This is a genomic window from Bacteriovorax sp. Seq25_V (genome assembly GCF_000447795.1).
Lineage (GTDB): Bacteria > Bdellovibrionota > Bacteriovoracia > Bacteriovoracales > Bacteriovoracaceae > Halobacteriovorax_A.
The window spans coordinates 535,037-551,181 of the sequence record NZ_AUNI01000009.1; the positions used below are offsets into that span (position 1 = coordinate 535,037).

The 16,145-nt window shown below is 36.5% G+C and carries 19 protein-coding genes; 13 read left to right on the top strand and 6 right to left on the bottom strand.

The window, feature by feature from the left end; translation table 11 throughout:
• The first annotated feature begins 21 nt into the window (after window positions 1–21).
• Window positions 22–1,854 (top strand): YgiQ family radical SAM protein, encoded by a 1,833-nt coding sequence (locus M900_RS03985; RefSeq protein WP_021273123.1) that lies wholly within the window; start codon window positions 22–24, stop codon window positions 1,852–1,854.
• A 5-nt stretch (window positions 1,855–1,859) separates the two neighbouring features.
• On the top strand, window positions 1,860–2,483 hold the full coding sequence (locus tag M900_RS03990) for a tRNA (adenine(22)-N(1))-methyltransferase TrmK (RefSeq protein WP_021273580.1): 624 nt from the start codon (window positions 1,860–1,862) through the stop codon (window positions 2,481–2,483).
• Here the strand turns inward: M900_RS03990 and recQ are convergent.
• Both recQ and M900_RS04000 read right to left on the bottom strand, forming a co-directional pair.
• Window positions 2,466–4,379: a DNA helicase RecQ gene (recQ, locus tag M900_RS03995; RefSeq protein WP_021273269.1), complete on the bottom strand. Its 1,914-nt coding sequence runs from the start codon at window positions 4,377–4,379 to the stop codon at window positions 2,466–2,468. The genes M900_RS03990 and recQ overlap by 18 nt on opposite strands.
• On the bottom strand, window positions 4,372–5,118 hold the full coding sequence (locus M900_RS04000; RefSeq protein ID WP_021273099.1) for a serine protease: 747 nt from the start codon (window positions 5,116–5,118) through the stop codon (window positions 4,372–4,374). The genes recQ and M900_RS04000 overlap by 8 nt, the downstream gene beginning before the upstream one ends.
• A gap of 91 nt (window positions 5,119–5,209) precedes the next feature.
• Between M900_RS04000 and M900_RS04005 the strand changes: the two genes are divergently transcribed.
• The 4 genes from M900_RS04005 to M900_RS04020 all read left to right on the top strand — a co-directional run bounded on the left by M900_RS04005 (window position 5,210) and on the right by M900_RS04020 (window position 7,445).
• A complete protein-coding gene (locus M900_RS04005; protein ID WP_021273255.1) occupies window positions 5,210–5,848 on the top strand; it encodes an NADH(P)-binding protein, PF13460 family in 639 nt (212 codons plus the stop codon).
• A gap of 156 nt (window positions 5,849–6,004) precedes the next feature.
• Window positions 6,005–6,331: an RNA-binding protein gene (locus tag M900_RS04010; protein ID WP_021273177.1), complete on the top strand. Its 327-nt coding sequence runs from the start codon at window positions 6,005–6,007 to the stop codon at window positions 6,329–6,331.
• Window positions 6,332–6,397: 66 nt separating this feature from the next.
• Window positions 6,398–6,610: an RNA-binding S4 domain-containing protein gene (locus M900_RS04015; protein WP_021273426.1), complete on the top strand. Its 213-nt coding sequence runs from the start codon at window positions 6,398–6,400 to the stop codon at window positions 6,608–6,610.
• A gap of 58 nt (window positions 6,611–6,668) precedes the next feature.
• On the top strand, window positions 6,669–7,445 hold the full coding sequence (locus M900_RS04020) for a nitroreductase family protein (protein WP_021273511.1): 777 nt from the start codon (window positions 6,669–6,671) through the stop codon (window positions 7,443–7,445).
• Here the strand turns inward: M900_RS04020 and M900_RS04025 are convergent.
• Window positions 7,429–7,704, bottom strand: coding sequence for a DUF1456 family protein (locus M900_RS04025; protein WP_021273362.1), 276 nt, complete (start codon window positions 7,702–7,704; stop codon window positions 7,429–7,431). The two genes, M900_RS04020 and M900_RS04025, sit on opposite strands and share 17 nt — an antisense overlap.
• Window positions 7,705–7,805: 101 nt before the next feature.
• Here M900_RS04025 and M900_RS04030 point away from each other — a divergent pair, with 101 nt between their 5' ends.
• Window positions 7,806–9,308 carry a potassium/proton antiporter gene (locus M900_RS04030; protein WP_021273385.1) on the top strand — a complete coding sequence of 501 codons (1,503 nt, stop codon included), beginning with the start codon at window positions 7,806–7,808 and terminating at the stop codon, window positions 9,306–9,308.
• 57 nt (window positions 9,309–9,365) lie between these two features.
• Window positions 9,366–10,178 carry a hypothetical protein gene (locus M900_RS04035; protein WP_034730969.1) on the top strand — a complete coding sequence of 271 codons (813 nt, stop codon included), beginning with the start codon at window positions 9,366–9,368 and terminating at the stop codon, window positions 10,176–10,178.
• On the opposite strand, the gene M900_RS04040 is transcribed toward M900_RS04035, so the two are convergent.
• Together M900_RS04040 and M900_RS04045 are read right to left on the bottom strand one after the other, a co-directional pair.
• On the bottom strand, window positions 10,179–10,631 hold the full coding sequence (locus M900_RS04040; RefSeq protein ID WP_021273110.1) for a YiiD C-terminal domain-containing protein: 453 nt from the start codon (window positions 10,629–10,631) through the stop codon (window positions 10,179–10,181). It lies immediately after the preceding gene.
• Window positions 10,632–10,633: 2 nt separating this feature from the next.
• Complete coding sequence (locus tag M900_RS04045) at window positions 10,634–11,293, bottom strand: M24 family metallopeptidase (protein WP_021273403.1); 660 nt, start codon at window positions 11,291–11,293, stop codon at window positions 10,634–10,636.
• A 34-nt stretch (window positions 11,294–11,327) separates the two neighbouring features.
• Here M900_RS04045 and M900_RS04050 point away from each other — a divergent pair, with 34 nt between their 5' ends.
• The 5 genes from M900_RS04050 (at window position 11,328) to M900_RS04070 (ending at window position 15,768) form a co-directional block, all read left to right on the top strand.
• Complete coding sequence (locus M900_RS04050; protein WP_021273322.1) at window positions 11,328–12,035, top strand: DUF481 domain-containing protein; 708 nt, start codon at window positions 11,328–11,330, stop codon at window positions 12,033–12,035.
• 79 nt (window positions 12,036–12,114) lie between these two features.
• Complete coding sequence (locus M900_RS04055) at window positions 12,115–13,233, top strand: M20/M25/M40 family metallo-hydrolase (RefSeq protein ID WP_021273232.1); 1,119 nt, start codon at window positions 12,115–12,117, stop codon at window positions 13,231–13,233.
• Between the two features lie 19 nt (window positions 13,234–13,252).
• Complete coding sequence (locus M900_RS04060; RefSeq protein ID WP_021273454.1) at window positions 13,253–13,681, top strand: GNAT family N-acetyltransferase; 429 nt, start codon at window positions 13,253–13,255, stop codon at window positions 13,679–13,681.
• Window positions 13,682–14,752: an alanine racemase gene (locus M900_RS04065; protein ID WP_021273050.1), complete on the top strand. Its 1,071-nt coding sequence runs from the start codon at window positions 13,682–13,684 to the stop codon at window positions 14,750–14,752.
• 56 nt (window positions 14,753–14,808) lie between these two features.
• Window positions 14,809–15,768: a LysR family transcriptional regulator gene (locus M900_RS04070; RefSeq protein WP_021273219.1), complete on the top strand. Its 960-nt coding sequence runs from the start codon at window positions 14,809–14,811 to the stop codon at window positions 15,766–15,768.
• Here the strand turns inward: M900_RS04070 and M900_RS04075 are convergent.
• Window positions 15,760–16,026, bottom strand: a complete 267-nt coding sequence (locus tag M900_RS04075) for a PqqD family peptide modification chaperone (RefSeq protein WP_021273152.1) — start codon at window positions 16,024–16,026, stop codon at window positions 15,760–15,762. The genes M900_RS04070 and M900_RS04075 overlap by 9 nt on opposite strands.
• Window positions 16,027–16,145: the final 119 nt, after the last annotated feature.

Here is a 16,145-nt window from a genome sequence, read left to right on the forward strand (position 1 = left end):
GAAAACTTGTACATATCAGCCATGAAAGAAAATAATCAATTACCAATTACAGCGTGGCTTCCAACGACGATGAAGGAAGTTAAAAAAAGAGGATGGAGTGAGCTCGATGTTGTCATCGTAACAGGGGATGCTTATGTCGATCATCCGGCGTTTGGTAATGCGGTTATTGGAAGAATTCTTGAAAGTTATGGTTTAAAAGTTGCGATTATTGCACAACCTAACTGGCAGGATGACCTTCGTGATTTCAAAAAGTTTGGTCAACCGAAATTATTCTTTGGAGTAACTTCGGGGAATATGGATTCAATGGTTAATAAGTACACTGCTGGAAAACGAGCGAGATCAAAAGACGCTTATACACCAGGTGGGGATGTTAATTTTAGACCTGACTATGCAACGACAGTTTATACAAAGATCTTGAAAGACCTTTATCCTGACTGCCCAGTTATAATTGGTGGTATTGAAGCATCTTTAAGACGTGTTACTCACTATGACTTCTGGCAGGATAAATTACTTCCAAATATTCTCACTCAATCTGGAGCAGACCTTCTTATTTATGGAATGGGTGAACAGCCTCTAAGAGCTATTACAACAGAAATGCTGGCCGGAAAGAGAATAGAAGAATTAAAAGATATTCCTCAAACTGGATACCTTGTTCCAATAAAAGAAAAGCTTTCAACTTCAAAGGGCTGGAAAGATCTTGAACTTTCAAGTCATGAGCTATGTCTTAAAGACAAGAAGGCCTATGCAAAGAATTTTAGATTCATTGAGTTTGAGTCTAATAAGCAGTATGCAAATCGTCTGATTCAAAATGTTGGTAGTGATAAGCTCGTTATTAATCCTCCATTTCAAACAATGACCGAGTCAGAGATTGATGCTTCATTTGATTTGCCATATACAAGACTTCCTCACCCAAAATATAAGAGCAGAGGACCGATTTCAGCTTACGAGATGATTAAATTTTCTCTTAATACACACCGTGGATGCTTTGGGGGTTGTAGCTTCTGTACGATCTCTGCCCATCAGGGAAAGATGATTGCTTCCCGATCCAAAGCATCTGTCGCGAAAGAGCTAAATGCAATTACTAAGATGGAAGATTTTAGAGGTACTATTTCTGATATTGGTGGACCATCTGCAAATATGTATCAGATGAAAGGGATTGATCAGGATATTTGTGATCGTTGTGCAGCTCCGTCATGTATTTTCCCTCGTGTTTGTCGTAATCTTGATACAAATCCAGAAAAGATGATAGATCTTTATAAGATGGTTAGAGAACACAAAGATGTGAAGCACTCTTACGTATCTTCTGGTCTAAGATATGATCTCATGTTTAATCCTAAATCAAAACATCCTGTACAGGATGAAAAATATGTTGAAGACCTTATCTCTCACCATGTTTCTGGCCGCCTGAAAGTTGCTCCAGAGCATACTGAAGATCATGTTCTTAAGTTTATGAGAAAACCAAGCTTTGAATATTTTAAGAAATTCAAAGAAAGGTTTGAAGAAGTAAGTTTTAAGAAGGGATTGAAACAAGAAATTATTCCATATTTTATATCGTCACATCCTGGTTGTAAGCCTGAGGATATGGCAAAGCTAGCAATTAAGACTAAAGAGTTGGGATATAAACTAGAGCAGATTCAAGACTTCACTCCAACTCCAATGACGCTTGCTACTGAAATTTACTATTCAGGTTATCATCCTTATACACTTGCAAAAGTTGATACTGCGATTTCTCTTAACGACAAGACAATGCAAAGAAATTTTTTCTTCTGGTATAAGCCTGAGAATAAGAATTTGCTTCGAAATGTCCTTGCGAAGTGGAAGAGATTCGATCTTTCAAAAGAACTTTTTGGATAAGAAAAATGTCTTCTGGATTAAGTCAACGTCTCAAGGCTATCTCATCTCTTGTGCAGAAGAATTATACTTCGGTATGGGATATATGTTGTGATCATGGAAAGCTAGGTCTTGAAATCTTGAAAAGAGATAAGTGTGAAAAACTTTTCCTTGTCGATTGTGTTGAATCTATTATGGCCAATCTCAAGTATCTTCAATCCGAGCAAGTAGATGTCATATGTAAAGATGGCGCCTTCATTGATAATCTTGGTTCAAACTCTCTTGTATGTATTTGTGGTGTTGGGGGTGAGGAAATGATTCACATTCTTGAGGGGTTAGAGCTTCGAAATGATCTTCGCGATACAGACTTTATTTTAAGCCCTCACAATCAGGCCTATAAGGTGAGGAGCTATCTAAGAAGTAGAGGTCTTAACAAATTATCTGAGCATTTAATTACCGATCGTTCTTGGACCTATGAGGTTTTATTTGTGGGCCATCAATATAATGAGGAAGTTTCTGAAATAGGTGAAGAGTTATATCTTAATAGCTGTGACACCAGTTTGAAGCATCTAAAGAAGATCACTAAGCATTATCACAATACAAAAGAAACAATAGCGTCTAAATATAGCGCACTCTTAACTAAGCTCACTTAGTTTATCTAAAAATATTTTTCCATATGTTTTGAGTTTCTTAGGACCAACTCCGTACAGTTCCTCTAGTTCGGAAAGATTCGTCGGGCGTTTTCTTGCCATTTCAAATAAGGTCTTATCTGGAAAAACCTTGAAGCTTTGGGTGCGTTTTTTCTTAGCTATTTGAGTTCTGAATTCTTTTAGATAGTTGTAGATAGCAAGATCAGAATTGTCGACAGGCAGTGCAAGTTCAGTTTGATTCGAAGTTCTTGTGCTTGTCTTCTTAGTTCGTCTTGTTGTTTTCTTTGTCGCCTTCTTCTTTGTTCGCGCGGCAGTTGAAGATGTCTCTGAAGTCGATTTTGGTGGAGCAGTCTTATTATAATCAGCTTTTAGAATAACTTGTTTCTTGTCCTCAAGTACATCAATTGCAGTTGCAGTGAGGCGTAGTTCGGAGCGACCATCCATTACCATCTTGAGATGTCCAATCGCAATTAGTTGTCTAAAGATTGAGTACCAAAGAGTTGAGTCGTGAGCACTTCCAGCATTAAAGCTTGTGATATGATGATGTCCATTTTTTTGAATGACTGGTGTAATAACTCCTTGGAGAACATCCACGACATATTGAATATTATACTTTTGTCCAGTTTCGTAAACAGCGTGAAGGGCAAGCTTTGCTAACTCTGTTGCATCAATAGTTTTGGCAACGGGAGAAAGACAACTATCGCAATTATGACAAGGTCCTTGATAGAAGTCTTCAAAGTAATTTAGTAGTACTTCTCGCTTACAACTTGTCGTCTCACAGAAACCGAGTATGGCATCGAGCTTTTCATCGTTAACTCTTTTCCTCGGACCAGAGCGAACACCCTTGTTAGTAATCTTTCTAAGTAGAACAAGGTCTTGCATCCCGTAGAGCATCCAGGCGTGTGAAGGTAGCCCATCTCGTCCTGCTCGACCTGTTTCTTGGTAATATGACTCAAGGCATTTTGGTAGATCCATATGTGCCACAAATCTTACGTCTGGCTTATCAATACCCATTCCAAATGCAATCGTTGCGACGATGATAATTCCTCGCTGCTTGATGAAAATTTCTTGAGCTCGATCACGATATTTTTGTGACATCCCTGCATGGTAGGCAATTGCGTTGTAACCTTTTTTAACAAGCTTTGCTGCAACTTCTTCTGTGCTCTTCCGAGAAAGACAGTAAACAATTCCTGTCTCGCCATGATGTTCAGTATCAATGAAGTCGATGAGACGATTGAAGTTATCTTCCTTTGTGCCTTTTTTTTGAATCGTGTACTTAATATTTGGCCTATCGAATGAGCTAATAAAAACTTCAGCTTCATAGAGGCCAAGAGAGCGAATGATTTCATCTCTTGTCGCAAGACCGGCCGTTGCAGTTAGTGCGACTAGTGGAACATTTGGAAAGGTCTTAGAAAGAGCACCCAGTTCCATATACTCTGGACGAAAGTCATGTCCCCACTGAGAAACACAGTGAGCCTCATCTATGGCAAAGAGAGAAATTTCAATACGTCTTAATATATTAAGAAGAAAATCAGATTTAATTCTCTCTGGTGAAACATAGAGAATTTTAATATTTCCATCGAGAAGAGATCGTTCGATTTCTCTTTGCTCTGTCGGTGTGAGTGATGAATTTAAAAAAGCAGCTTCAACCCCTTTTTCAATCAATGCATCGACTTGGTCTTTCATTAAAGCAATTAGAGGGGAGACAACTATGGCCGTTCCAATTCTAGAGAGGGCAGGAATTTGGTAGCAAAGCGATTTTCCTCCACCTGTTGGCATGAGAACGAGGGCACTGCGACCATTGATTACTGTGTTAATTATTTTTTCTTGATTGCCACGAAATTCATCGTGGCCAAAAACTGATTTTAAGATTTCTCGAGCGTCACTGATATCACTCAAGCGATTTTTCCCACGCTAGGCAGTCTTCGATTACACTCTTAAACGTCTTACTCTTTGCGATAAGTGTTCCCTTATTCTCTCCACCTTTTTCGGTGCAACCACCATGTGTATGAATACCAATTATTTTACCTGTTGCGACTGAGATAATTGAAGAACCAGAGTTTCCACCCATGGTGTCGACATTATGCTCTAGTAGAGATTTTGCTCCCCAAGTTCTAGTCTTAAGAATTTCACCTTTATGAGTTTGCTGGGCAAGGTTATTTGTCATATCCGCTCCATCTAGACCATAACCCGTGATAGAAATACTTTCTCCTCTTGATGGTTTGTCCTTCAAGTCAACTTTGTAAAATCCTTGAACATCACCTGGATAATTCCCAGTGATTTTATTTGGAAGGACTCTAATTACTGCCCAATCTCTTCCTGGTCCGCTATTTTCATAACGTAGGAAATCTTTTGTTCGATAGTAAGTATCTTCTGCGGAAGAGGCTTGAGGTTGTCCATTAATAGATCTTGGAACATTAAAAGATAACTTCTCTAGAGCATCAACACAGTGACCAGCTGAAATAGCGCACGAGCGTCCAACCATTGTTACTGTACATCCGGCCACACCCTTCATTTCAGAGGCACGTGCTATTCTTGTATCATAAGATGGTTCACGATTATCCGAGGGACCACAAATTGTTTTATCATTTGCTAGGGGTGAAGTTGCAATTAACATTGCTATAAGTGTTGATTTCATATTCTTGTCCTTGATTATTAATATCTATTATTTCTTTTTTTTCTTAAATTCGTCAAATTTTACCTTATAATAAGGTACGAGGAGAAATAAGATGGAAGTTGTTATTATTGGAGCGAGTGGTCTCGTAGGATCTCATTTAATTGAAGAATTAGCACTTGATCCAAAAATTAAAAATATAAAAATAATCACCCGTCGTCTCTTACGTCTTAATCACCCGAAGTTTGAGCAGTTTGTTCTAATAAATTTTTCTACTACTGAAATTGAAAATTTAGATATCAAAGGCGATGTTTTTATTTGCACTCTTGGGACAACAATTAAAACAGCTGGAGATCAAGAGGCATTCAGGCTTGTCGATTACGATTATGTAGTTTCTTTTAGTCGTCTCGCAAAAAAGAGTGGAGCAAAGTCTCTATTTATTAATTCGTCTTTAGGGGCCAACGCAAATTCTAAAATTTTCTATAATCGTGTAAAAGGTGAAATGGAGAATGCTGTTAAAGAATGTGGTGTTGAATCAATATACTTCTTAAGGCCATCTCTTTTGATAGGGAAGAGGAAGGAGTTTAGGGGCGCAGAAAAGCTTGGAATCTTCTTCTATCTTATGACTGGATTTATTTTTCCTAAGAAAGTGCGAAAACTCCTTGGAACAAGGGTAATTCATTTAGTGCAATACGTTCATAAAGAGCTAAAATTCCTACAAAAAGGGGTCCATATCGTGTCAGATTTTCAATAATCTGACTTCTTTCGCTTTTGTGTTGCAGTGGTCAATGTTGTATGCTAATTATTGGCTTGTTAACAATGCAACTGTTCCGAGATTTTTCCCAGATTTTCTGTCTAACTTCTCAAGAGCGTGGTGCTATAAACCATTTAAACGAGAGGAGATATCGAAATGGGTAAAAAATTATATGTTGGAAACCTTCCATTTTCTGCAACTGAAGAATCACTACTAGACGCATTTTCTGCGTGTGGAACTGTAGATTCTGCAAAACTAATCATTGATAGAGAAACAGGTAGAAGCAAAGGTTTTGCTTTTGTTGAAATGTCTAATGATTCAGAAGCACTTGAAGCTATCGAGAAACTTGATGGTCAAGATTTTGGTGGACGTACAATGAGAGTAAACGAAGCTAAGCCAATGGAGCCACGTTCAGGTGGATTCGGTGGTGGAAATCGTGGCGGTGGAAACCGTGGCGGTGGATTTGGTGGCGGACGTTACTAAGATCTAATTTTCACAAGGTTCCGACAAGTACTTCTGTATTTGTTGGAACACTTTTCAAAAGTACCTATGAAAGAATTCAAATTAAATAATGTCGACTTTATCCCTTTATGTGATCTCCTAAAAGCAACTGGACTATGCCAAACAGGTGGTCATGCTAAGCTAGTGATTGGAGAAGGTGAGGTAACGGTTGACGGTCAAGTAGAGACTCGTAAGAGATGTAAGATCAATGCTGGTCAGACAATTTCTTTTGCTGGTCAAGAAATCAAAGTTCTAAAATAATTTCATTGCCTAGACAAGCTTCTGTATAAGTCATAAAATTTTGTGACGAGGAGTTTTTATGTCTGATGAAACAGTTTTTACAAGAAAAATAGATACTGGCTACAGAGAACCAGAAGTTAAAATAGATTATAGCGATTTTAAAAAAGTTATCGATTCAAGAAGAAGTGTGCGTGTCTTCAGTGATGAAGTTGTTCCTGATTCTGTGATTGAAAATGCTTTAGATGATGCTCTTAAAGCACCAAATTCTTCAAATCTTCAGCCGTGGCAATTTGTTTGGGTGAAAAGTTCTGAAGCAAAAAAGGAATTGGCAAAGTATTGCTTTTCACAAAATGGTGCACGCTCTGCTAATCATCTTATTGTATGTATAGCAAAGACTGGAACATGGAAGGAGCACTGTGCTTTAACTATTAAGCAAATGGAAGCTAGTGGAGCTGACATTCCTGATGTTGTTCGCTCATATTACACAAAGCTTGCTCCATCTGCTTATGGAATGATGGGACCTTTTGGAGTTTTCTCACCAATTAAGTGGCTTCTTTATAATATTCTTGGAATTACAAAAGTGATGATTCGCGAACCAGTTTGGCCGAGTGATTTAAAAACATGGGCAGTGAAGTCGACAGCTCTTGCATGCGAGAATCTCATGCTTTCTGTTCGAGCTCAAGGCTATGACGCTCTACCAATGGAAGGGTTTGATGCAAAGAGAGTACGTAAGATGTTAAAGCTTTCTTGTAAGGATCATCCAATGATGGTGATTGGTGTCGGTCAAAGAGCATCAAATGGAATATATGGTCCACAGATGCGCTTTGATAAGAGCCGATTTATCTCGAAGGTTTAGGAAATGGGCTCGGGCCAGTTGAATTTTTCTCTGGTCTTTCTGGCCTTGGTCCTCTCATCTTAGTGATAAGGCCATTAAGAAACTTTCTTAGAACCTGATCTCCACATTCTTTATAATTTGGATGGTCTTCTTTACGAAATAGGGCCGATAGTTCGGTCTTTGTCATTTCAAAATCTGATAGTTTGAGGATATCAATAATATCAGTATCTTTGAGAGAAAGAGCTACACGAATTTTCTTTAGAATATCATTATTTGTCACAATTATTTCCTTTCTAGGTTTTCTACTATTTTTGAATTTTCTTCGCAATGAATATCTTTTAAATGACTAAAGTTTTCAGTGTTTTAACCGATAAAAACACTATGGAATACATTTTAAATAACGCTCTTTTAATAGGGTCTATTTTATTACTAATTAGCGTTTACTTTAGTAAGTCTTCATCACGATTTGGACTTCCTATACTTGTATTCTTTCTCTTTGTTGGAATTGCTGCTGGAAGTGAGGGGATAGGAGGCATTGCCTACGAAAACTATGAACTTACTCACTCTCTGTCTCTTCTCGCAATCTGCCTTATTATTTTTTCAGGTGGTCTATTAACAAAGTCTCAAGATATTCGACCTGTCCTACGCAGTGGAATCTCCCTATCATCTTTGGGTGTTGTTATTACGACGGCCTCAATTGGTATTTTTTGTTATTATTTATTTTCGGTACCTATTTTTGAATCTCTATTAATTGGTGCAATTCTTTCTTCAACTGATGCTGCTGCAGTTTTCACAGCGTTTAGAGATCGAAACTTCCAAGTTTCAAAAAATGTTCGCTATACTCTTGAATTAGAATCGGGGAGTAACGATCCTATGGCCTATCTTTTGGTCACGGTTTTCCTTGGGTTTTATCAACAGAAGATGTCTTTTAATTTTGATACTCTTCAGTTCTTTGTTGCGAATCCTATTATCGGTTTTTGTGGAGGAGTTGCTTTTTTTAGACTCTTTAAATTTTTAAATGATAAAGTACTACTTGATTTTCAAGGACTATATCCTGCCGTTGCATTGGGCTTTGTTTTCTTAACATATTCAACAGTGACGCTATTTCATGGAAATGGTCTTCTAGCCGTTTATCTTTTTGGCCTGAACGTTGGTAATTCAAAAATTCCTCATAAGAACTCACTTGTTTCTTTCTTTGATGGTATGTCTTGGCTGTGTCAGATAGGGCTTTTTATTATGCTGGGGATGTTGGTTTTTCCATCACGTCTATTAAGTATTGCTCCTGCTGGTTTTGCTTTAGCTCTATTTTCAATCTTTATTGCACGACCAATAGCTGTTCACATTTCCTTAGCTTTTTCTAAGTTTAAAATGAAGGAAAAGGCCTTAATATCGTGGGCCGGACTAAAAGGAGCGACTCCAATTGTGTTTGCAAGTTTAGTTGCTACTCATGTTGGAAATGAAGCAAATTTTATTTTTGATGTTGTTTTCTTTGCAGTTCTTGTCTCGGCCTTGATGCAAGGATCGACAATCAACTTTGTTGCAAAGAAGCTGGAATTACTTTTTGAGTGTGTCCACGATCCGGACTTTCCTGTCGATATGGAAGTTCTAGCACAGACCAAAAGTGGTATTGGTGAATTTCAAATTAAGGCAGAGGATTTTGCCGTTAACAAGAAAATATATGAACTTGGACTGCCAAGAGGTGCACGTATAATTTTTGTCAAGCGAAGTGGAAGCTTTGTCATACCTGATGGACAAACATCGTTAAAAGAGCATGATAAGATTCTTTTTGTGACGCAACAAAAAGAAGAGGTCGAATTGACCGTCAATGCTTTTAGTCTTGGTCTTGAAGAGCAAGCTATTATTTTGCCTGAAGATATTGCTTAGTTCTATAAAATTTACCGATTTCTTTATTTGGTACTCCCTTAATGTTAGTCTGGCTAAATGTGGACTAAAATTTTATCTATAATTGCTATTTCATCTTCTGTTTTTGCGGGCTTTGGGCCAGGATTCCCTGGTGGAATCGATATCGACCATGATCCTCGCTGGAAAGATCCGTACATTGTTCAGAGACTAAATGTTTCAAGTTGTATAATCGAACTATCAGATGAAAAGATATTATTAAATAAGAAGAAGTTCTCTCAAGAGGAGCTGTTTTTTCTAGTTTCTCAAACAGAGAAAGGAAGAGAGGTTGTTGAAAAACTAATTCCACTTCTTGAAAGTAATGCCGTCACAATTAAACATCTAAGTTATTCTCAGCGAAGACAGAGAGGGCTAAAGCCACAAACTGCGGCTCTTTATGATTTTACAGAAACCCCAGCTGCTATCTATGTTGATTTTGATGATGAGATTGGGCTTGTTTCTCATTTCTTTGTTCACGAAGCTAGTCATGCTCTTGATCCTCTTATTCCATTTGAATACGAACAAGATCTAGCTGAGTACGAAAGATATCGTGCTATTTATAATTCTTTAGGCCTCGATATAGAACCAATGAAAGAACTTACAGATGAAGAGTTAGAGTTAATCTCATCAGCTTATAGTAGGAAACAAAAACTTTCTCAAAAACATGCGTATCGTGCAGAAAGGTATGCTTTTGATGAACAAGGTATTCATACAAGAGAAGTTCTCGCTTCGGAGAACTGCTATCCAAGTTATATTGAAGAACACAAAGAAAAGAACGGTCTTAAGTTGACTTCTGAAACGCCTGATTCTCATATCTTTAATAGCTATGGTATTGACCCGAGCAATATCGAGTGATTACTTTTTCTTTTTTCTAATCCAAAGCTTTTTTGAAACTTTCGCAATAATAGTATTAGTATTATCGATTATATTAACTTCGAATACTGGCTCATCTTTTCCGTTTGCCTCAACTCTTTTGATAATTTCTTGGATCTCATTATCTGGGATTTGAAAGTGAGCATGAACCTGACCTTTTCCAGGTGAAATAAAGTCGATTGTCGCACTTTTATCCCATACAAGATATTCCCTACCAAGTTTGTTCATTGCAATCAGCATAAAGAAAGGGTCACACATTGAGTATAGTGAGCCTCCAAACTGAGTGCCAACATAGTTTTGATTTGTAATTTTCAATTTCATAGAAACATGAAAATTCGTGTAATCACCAGTTGGTAAATGTACTTTGATTCCAGCTCCTATGAATGGAGGATAAAGATTGATGAGTGTTGGAAACTTTTTTAGTAGTTTTTGCACAATTAATCTCCAATAAGGATATCTTCAAAGAAAGTTCCATATCCTGTTTCGTCATGAATCAAATGTATTTCAAGTATCCAAGTATTTTCAATTGGGTGAAAGTCAACCTCATCTAAAGAGCCACGATAGTGTATATGATGGGGAAAATCTCCAATGCGATGACCGGCCATTTTTGTATTTAATGTATAACCCATCTCTTTGGCGATTTGTGATGCTTTATCATAGAGCTGTGCACCAGTTATCGTTTCTTCTTTCCAAATTTTTGCTGTTTTATTGAAGACTTCTTTTGAAGCATTAGCTAAAAAATTAAATTTTTCTCCATTGCAGAACGTTTCACCATAGTCTGCTTCATGACCATCTAAAATAGGGCCAATATCGATAAAAAATACGTCATCTTCTTGAAGTGTAATACCTTCATCTGAAGTATCACGAAATGATTTGTTAGTATTGATTCCAATTCTAAATTTAGTTGGGTGCCAAAATTTCGTCGATCCAGCTTTGTTGAATACTCCTTCAAGACGTGTTTTGGCCTCGTTCTCTGTGATGCCAAGGGGAAGATTTTTTGCAAAATCTTTTACAATTTGAATCGTCTGAATACGTGACTTCTGCAGTATTGTATTGGAGAATTTTGAGCTGTTTGCTTCAAGTATTTTTTGAGTCATACTATATTATACATTTTTTTATAAGGAGATAAATATGAGATTTTCATTAATTGCTGCACTCGTTTGCTTGAGCATGAATACATATGCAAAATTTTCAAGTGAAGATAGTGTTCTTATTAATTTAACTGGTGGAAATACTGAACAAGAAACATATGCTCTGAAGTCTATTAATAAGTATGAAGTATCTTCAAAGCAAGCTTTCGAACTCCTGGGCAATTATAATTATGGTGAATCAGAAGGTAAAAGAAGTATTGAAAATTGGCTTGTCGGTTTAAGATACGACTATTCTCTTACTGAAACTAATGCAATGTTTTTAGGCCAATCAATGGAAGCGGATAGGTTTATTGATATTAAGAGAAGATATAATACTGACTTTGGTTATAAGCACCACTTTGTAAAAACAGATAACTTTTCATTACTTTCTGAGCTAGGTTATCGTTATGAAATCAGAAAAAATACAGATGAAACAGTTGCTGACAAAAAGACAAGTAAAGTACGTGCATACGTAGAAGCAAATCATAAGTATGATGAAAAAATAAGTTACAAATTCTGGGCGGAGTATGTTTCAAGTTTCTCTGAATCAAAAGATTACTTACTTAATTTAGAACCATCTATAATCGTAAATCTAACCTCAATTCTTTCTATGAAGTCAGCCTACCTTTGGAAGTATGACAATGCGCCTGTTGAGGGAAAAGGTAAGTCTGACTACAACTACACTTTGACTCTTATCGCAAAGTTCTAATACGCTTGAGGGGTTAGGTTATACCTAATCCCTTTCTTGCTTTCTTGTTCTCTCACTTTTCGTCCTATATCTTATCTTCATGGACACAAAGAATAATTCGCTAGATCTTCTAATCAAACTATTAAACATCGACTCTAAAACACGCAATGTTGCAGGGGTGAACAAAGTTCAGTCAATTGTCGAAAGTCAGCTGAAAGAATTAGGTTTTCAAATTAAACGACATTCAAACGCCGAATACGGTGATTTATTAGTCGCAGAATTTAAAGGGATGAAGAAAGAGTTTATCACTATGATTTGTCATGCTGATACTGTCTTTTCTCCATTAACTGATAATGTTCACTCAGAGCTAAGTGACGAGCGGTTGTATGGCCCTGGGGTTATTGATGATAAAGGTGGAATTTGTGTAATCCTTTCTGCTGTAAAATCATTTTTAAAGTATAATTCTTCTTTGATTTATGGACTAAGAATCGTTTCATCTCCTAATGAAGAGATTGGATCAGTTGGATTTCATGAAAAGTTTAATGAATTGAAAAAAGATTCTCCAATTATATTAGGCTTCGAGCCGAGTAATGAGAAGGGTGATATTATTGTCGGGAGAAAAGGAAATCGCTGGTACGACATTCATGTTACCGGACAAAAAGCTCACGCAGGTAGAACTTTTGAAGCTGGTGTAAATGCCTGCGGACAGCTAAGTTCCCAACTTCATGAAATAAATAAGCTAACAAACTTAGATAAAGGAATAACTGTCAACATCGGGAAAATATCAGGTGGTGATACTTATAATGTCGTGAGCGACGAAGCATATGGTCAATTAGATATTAGATTCTCGACATTCGAAGATCGAGATCATATTTGTGGTCAAGTCGAAGAACTTCTAGAAGACTCTAGTTTCGATGCAAATATCAAATTCAATGTGGTCGACGATTGTCCACCATTTCCAAAAAACAATACAACAAAAAATATTATTAATGAATATCTCGACATTATATACGAGTTGGAAGGAAGGAGAGTGTCTGCGATAAGTGTCGGTGGAGCATCTGATTGTAATCATTTTAGCTCTTCTGATAGTTTTATTATAGATGGTCTAGGTCCAATAGGTGGCGGTATGCATACTGACAGCGAGTTTATTGATCTAAAAAGTTTAAGAACTCGGGCAGAGGCAGTTGATAAATTACTGATGAGACTACAAAGAGTGTAAAAAAATATAAGGATTAAAAATGGAAATAAAAAAATATTTACCAAAAGAATTAAAAACAGCAGAAGTTCAAGAGTTAACAGAATTTTTATTTGTTAATCTTGATGAATTTAGAGACTCCAGAGAAGATATCTTGGAGTGCATTAACTACGTTGATTCGAGTCACTATGGTGGGAGCATTTACCTTTGTCGAGAAGAGGGGCGCTTACTTGGAGCAGTTGTTGTTAACAATACAGGAATGAAGAGATTTATTCCTGAGCATATCCTTGTTTATATTGCAGTGGATGAGAACTGTAGAGGAAAGGGAATTGGAGGAAAGTTACTATCTGCTGTTAAAGAAGATTTGAGTGGATCAATTGCTCTGCATGTTGAACCACATAACCCGGCCAAGAAGCTCTACGAGAGGGAAGGATTCACAAATAAGTACTTAGAAATGAGGTTCGCACAATAAATGGCACATATAAAACTTTATCGAGAGAGACTTAAGAAGAATTATGATGAATTAAAAAAGATTCTTGAGCGTGAAAAAATTGAGTGGGGAATTGTAACAAAGCTTTTGTGTGGAAATGAAAAGTTTCTTGAAGAAGTTATTAATCTTGGAAACCTCGAGCTTCATGATTCTCGCATTACTAATTTGAAGCGAATTAAAAAAATAAATAATGAAATTCAAACTGTATACATAAAGCCTCCCGCAAAGAGATATGTTAAGAGTATTGTTGAGTTTGCAGATGTCAGTTTAAATACAGAGCTTGAGACGATTCTCTTATTGAATGAAGAAGCACGCCGACAATCTAAAGTTCACAAAATTATTATTATGATTGAGCTAGGAGATTTGAGAGAGGGGATTTTAGGAAGTGAACTTGAAAATTTTTATTCAAAAATATTTGAACTCAAAAATATAGAAATTGTAGGGCTGGGAAGCAATTTTAATTGTCTAAATGGCGTGATGCCTAGCCAAGATAAGTTAATTCAGTTATCCCTCTATAAAAGCTTGTTGGAAGCACGATTTAATAAATCGATTCCATTTGTCTCAGGAGGATCAACTGTTGTTCTACCTCTCATTAGAAAGAAGACTGTCCCAAAATCTATAAATCACTTCAGAATTGGAGAAGCATTGTATTTTGGGAAAGATCTTATGTCTGGAAATACATTCTCTAACATGAGAGATGATGTTTTCGAACTCAATGCACAAATTATTGAATTAATGAAAAAGCCGATGACTCCATTTGGGGAGTTTGGTGAGAACCCATCGGGTGACATGTATGAACCCTCTGAAGATGAAGTCGTTAGCGAAAGTTATCGAGCGATTATTGATGTCGGACTGTTAGATGTTAATCCAAGCTTTATATTTCCACATGATGAAGCGATCAAAATAATTGGAGCAAGTTCAGATATGATCGTCCTCGATTTGGGAAATAACAAAAAAAAATATTCAGTCGGAGATGATTTGAAGTTTAATCTCAAGTATATGGGAGCCTTAAGTTTGATTAATTCTAAATATATCGATAAAACGGTAAGTTAGAGGATTTAACATATTTTGGTTCTTGTGTTAGGTTTAAACTAACAGAGGAAATTGTTTTGCAAAAATTAAAAGATATTAACTGGAATCATTTATATTACTTTTATGAAATTGCGCGAGCTCAGTCGTTGAAAAAAGCTTCAAGCTTTCTCGGCGTCACATCCGCAACATTGAGTGAACAGATAAAGAAACTCGAAGAAAAGTTTGGCCGTCGATTATTTGTTCGTGACTATAGGGGATTGACTCTAACTTCTGATGGAGAACTTCTTTTTGATAGAGCTCGACATATTTTCGAAGAAGGTAGCCGAGTTCTCGAATATTTTTCTGGTGATGTGGTTGGTGGCTATCCTGTTGCTGTAGGTATTGAAGAAACTCTCTCCTACGATCTTTCAATTGAATTCGCCTCTCAATACTGGGATTTATATACAAAGTATGGAACTGTAAATACTATTCGTCAGCCAGAGCATGAAACTCTTGTCGACAACCTTAAGCATGGAAATATTGATTGGGGTATTTCTTTAAAAAAACCAAAAGGTAAATCATTAGCCTACGAGATCATTGGATCATTCGAAGTTGTTTTTTGTTGCAGTGAAGATCTTTTTGATAAATTTAAAGACCCAAAAGATATTCTTGGAAATATACCATTTGCCCAAACTAGTTGGGATAAAAACGTGAATGAAATTATTTCTGATCATTTACGCTCTCATGGAATTGTTCCTAAGGAAAAAATTTACAGTGATCATCAAGAGTTTATTAAAAAACTCTGTGAACGAGGAAGATGTGTCATGTTTCTTCCATACAATCCTTTGAATGACTACCAAGGTTTAAAGACGTTCTCATTAGATCGTCCAATTAAAACATCTTTGTACGCAATTTGGAAGAAGAGTGAAGAAGGTATGATTCCTATTATCAAGCTCAAAGAGTTAATTCAGTCTAAATTGACAGAGGTACCTGAAAGGTATGAGGATATCGATTTTCAAATTGAGATTTCTGAAGTTTCAGACGAGCTATTAAAGTAATTCGATCAGTTCTGTATTTAGAAGTTTTTCTAAAAGACTCATAATCTCACTTTTCTTCATTTTACTAAATTGTAGATGAATACTGTTAATAATAGCCTCAGTAGAATTTTCACCATTACAGAGTTTCCATATCTCAGTGATGACAATATTTGTCGAATATGCCTTGCCTGAATTAGAAATTAGGAGGAAATTATTTTCGGTATTTTTAATAAGTTTTCCACTCTTCACAGGTATTTGTTTATAACTTTTTTCGTACATTGAATGACTCCTTTGAAACATCATAAAATGTAGATTCTATTAATTTAAGGTAAAAAATAGTTAGTTAGATAATACCTAATATAAACTGCTCCATCAAAATGGGGATAATTTATTTATTA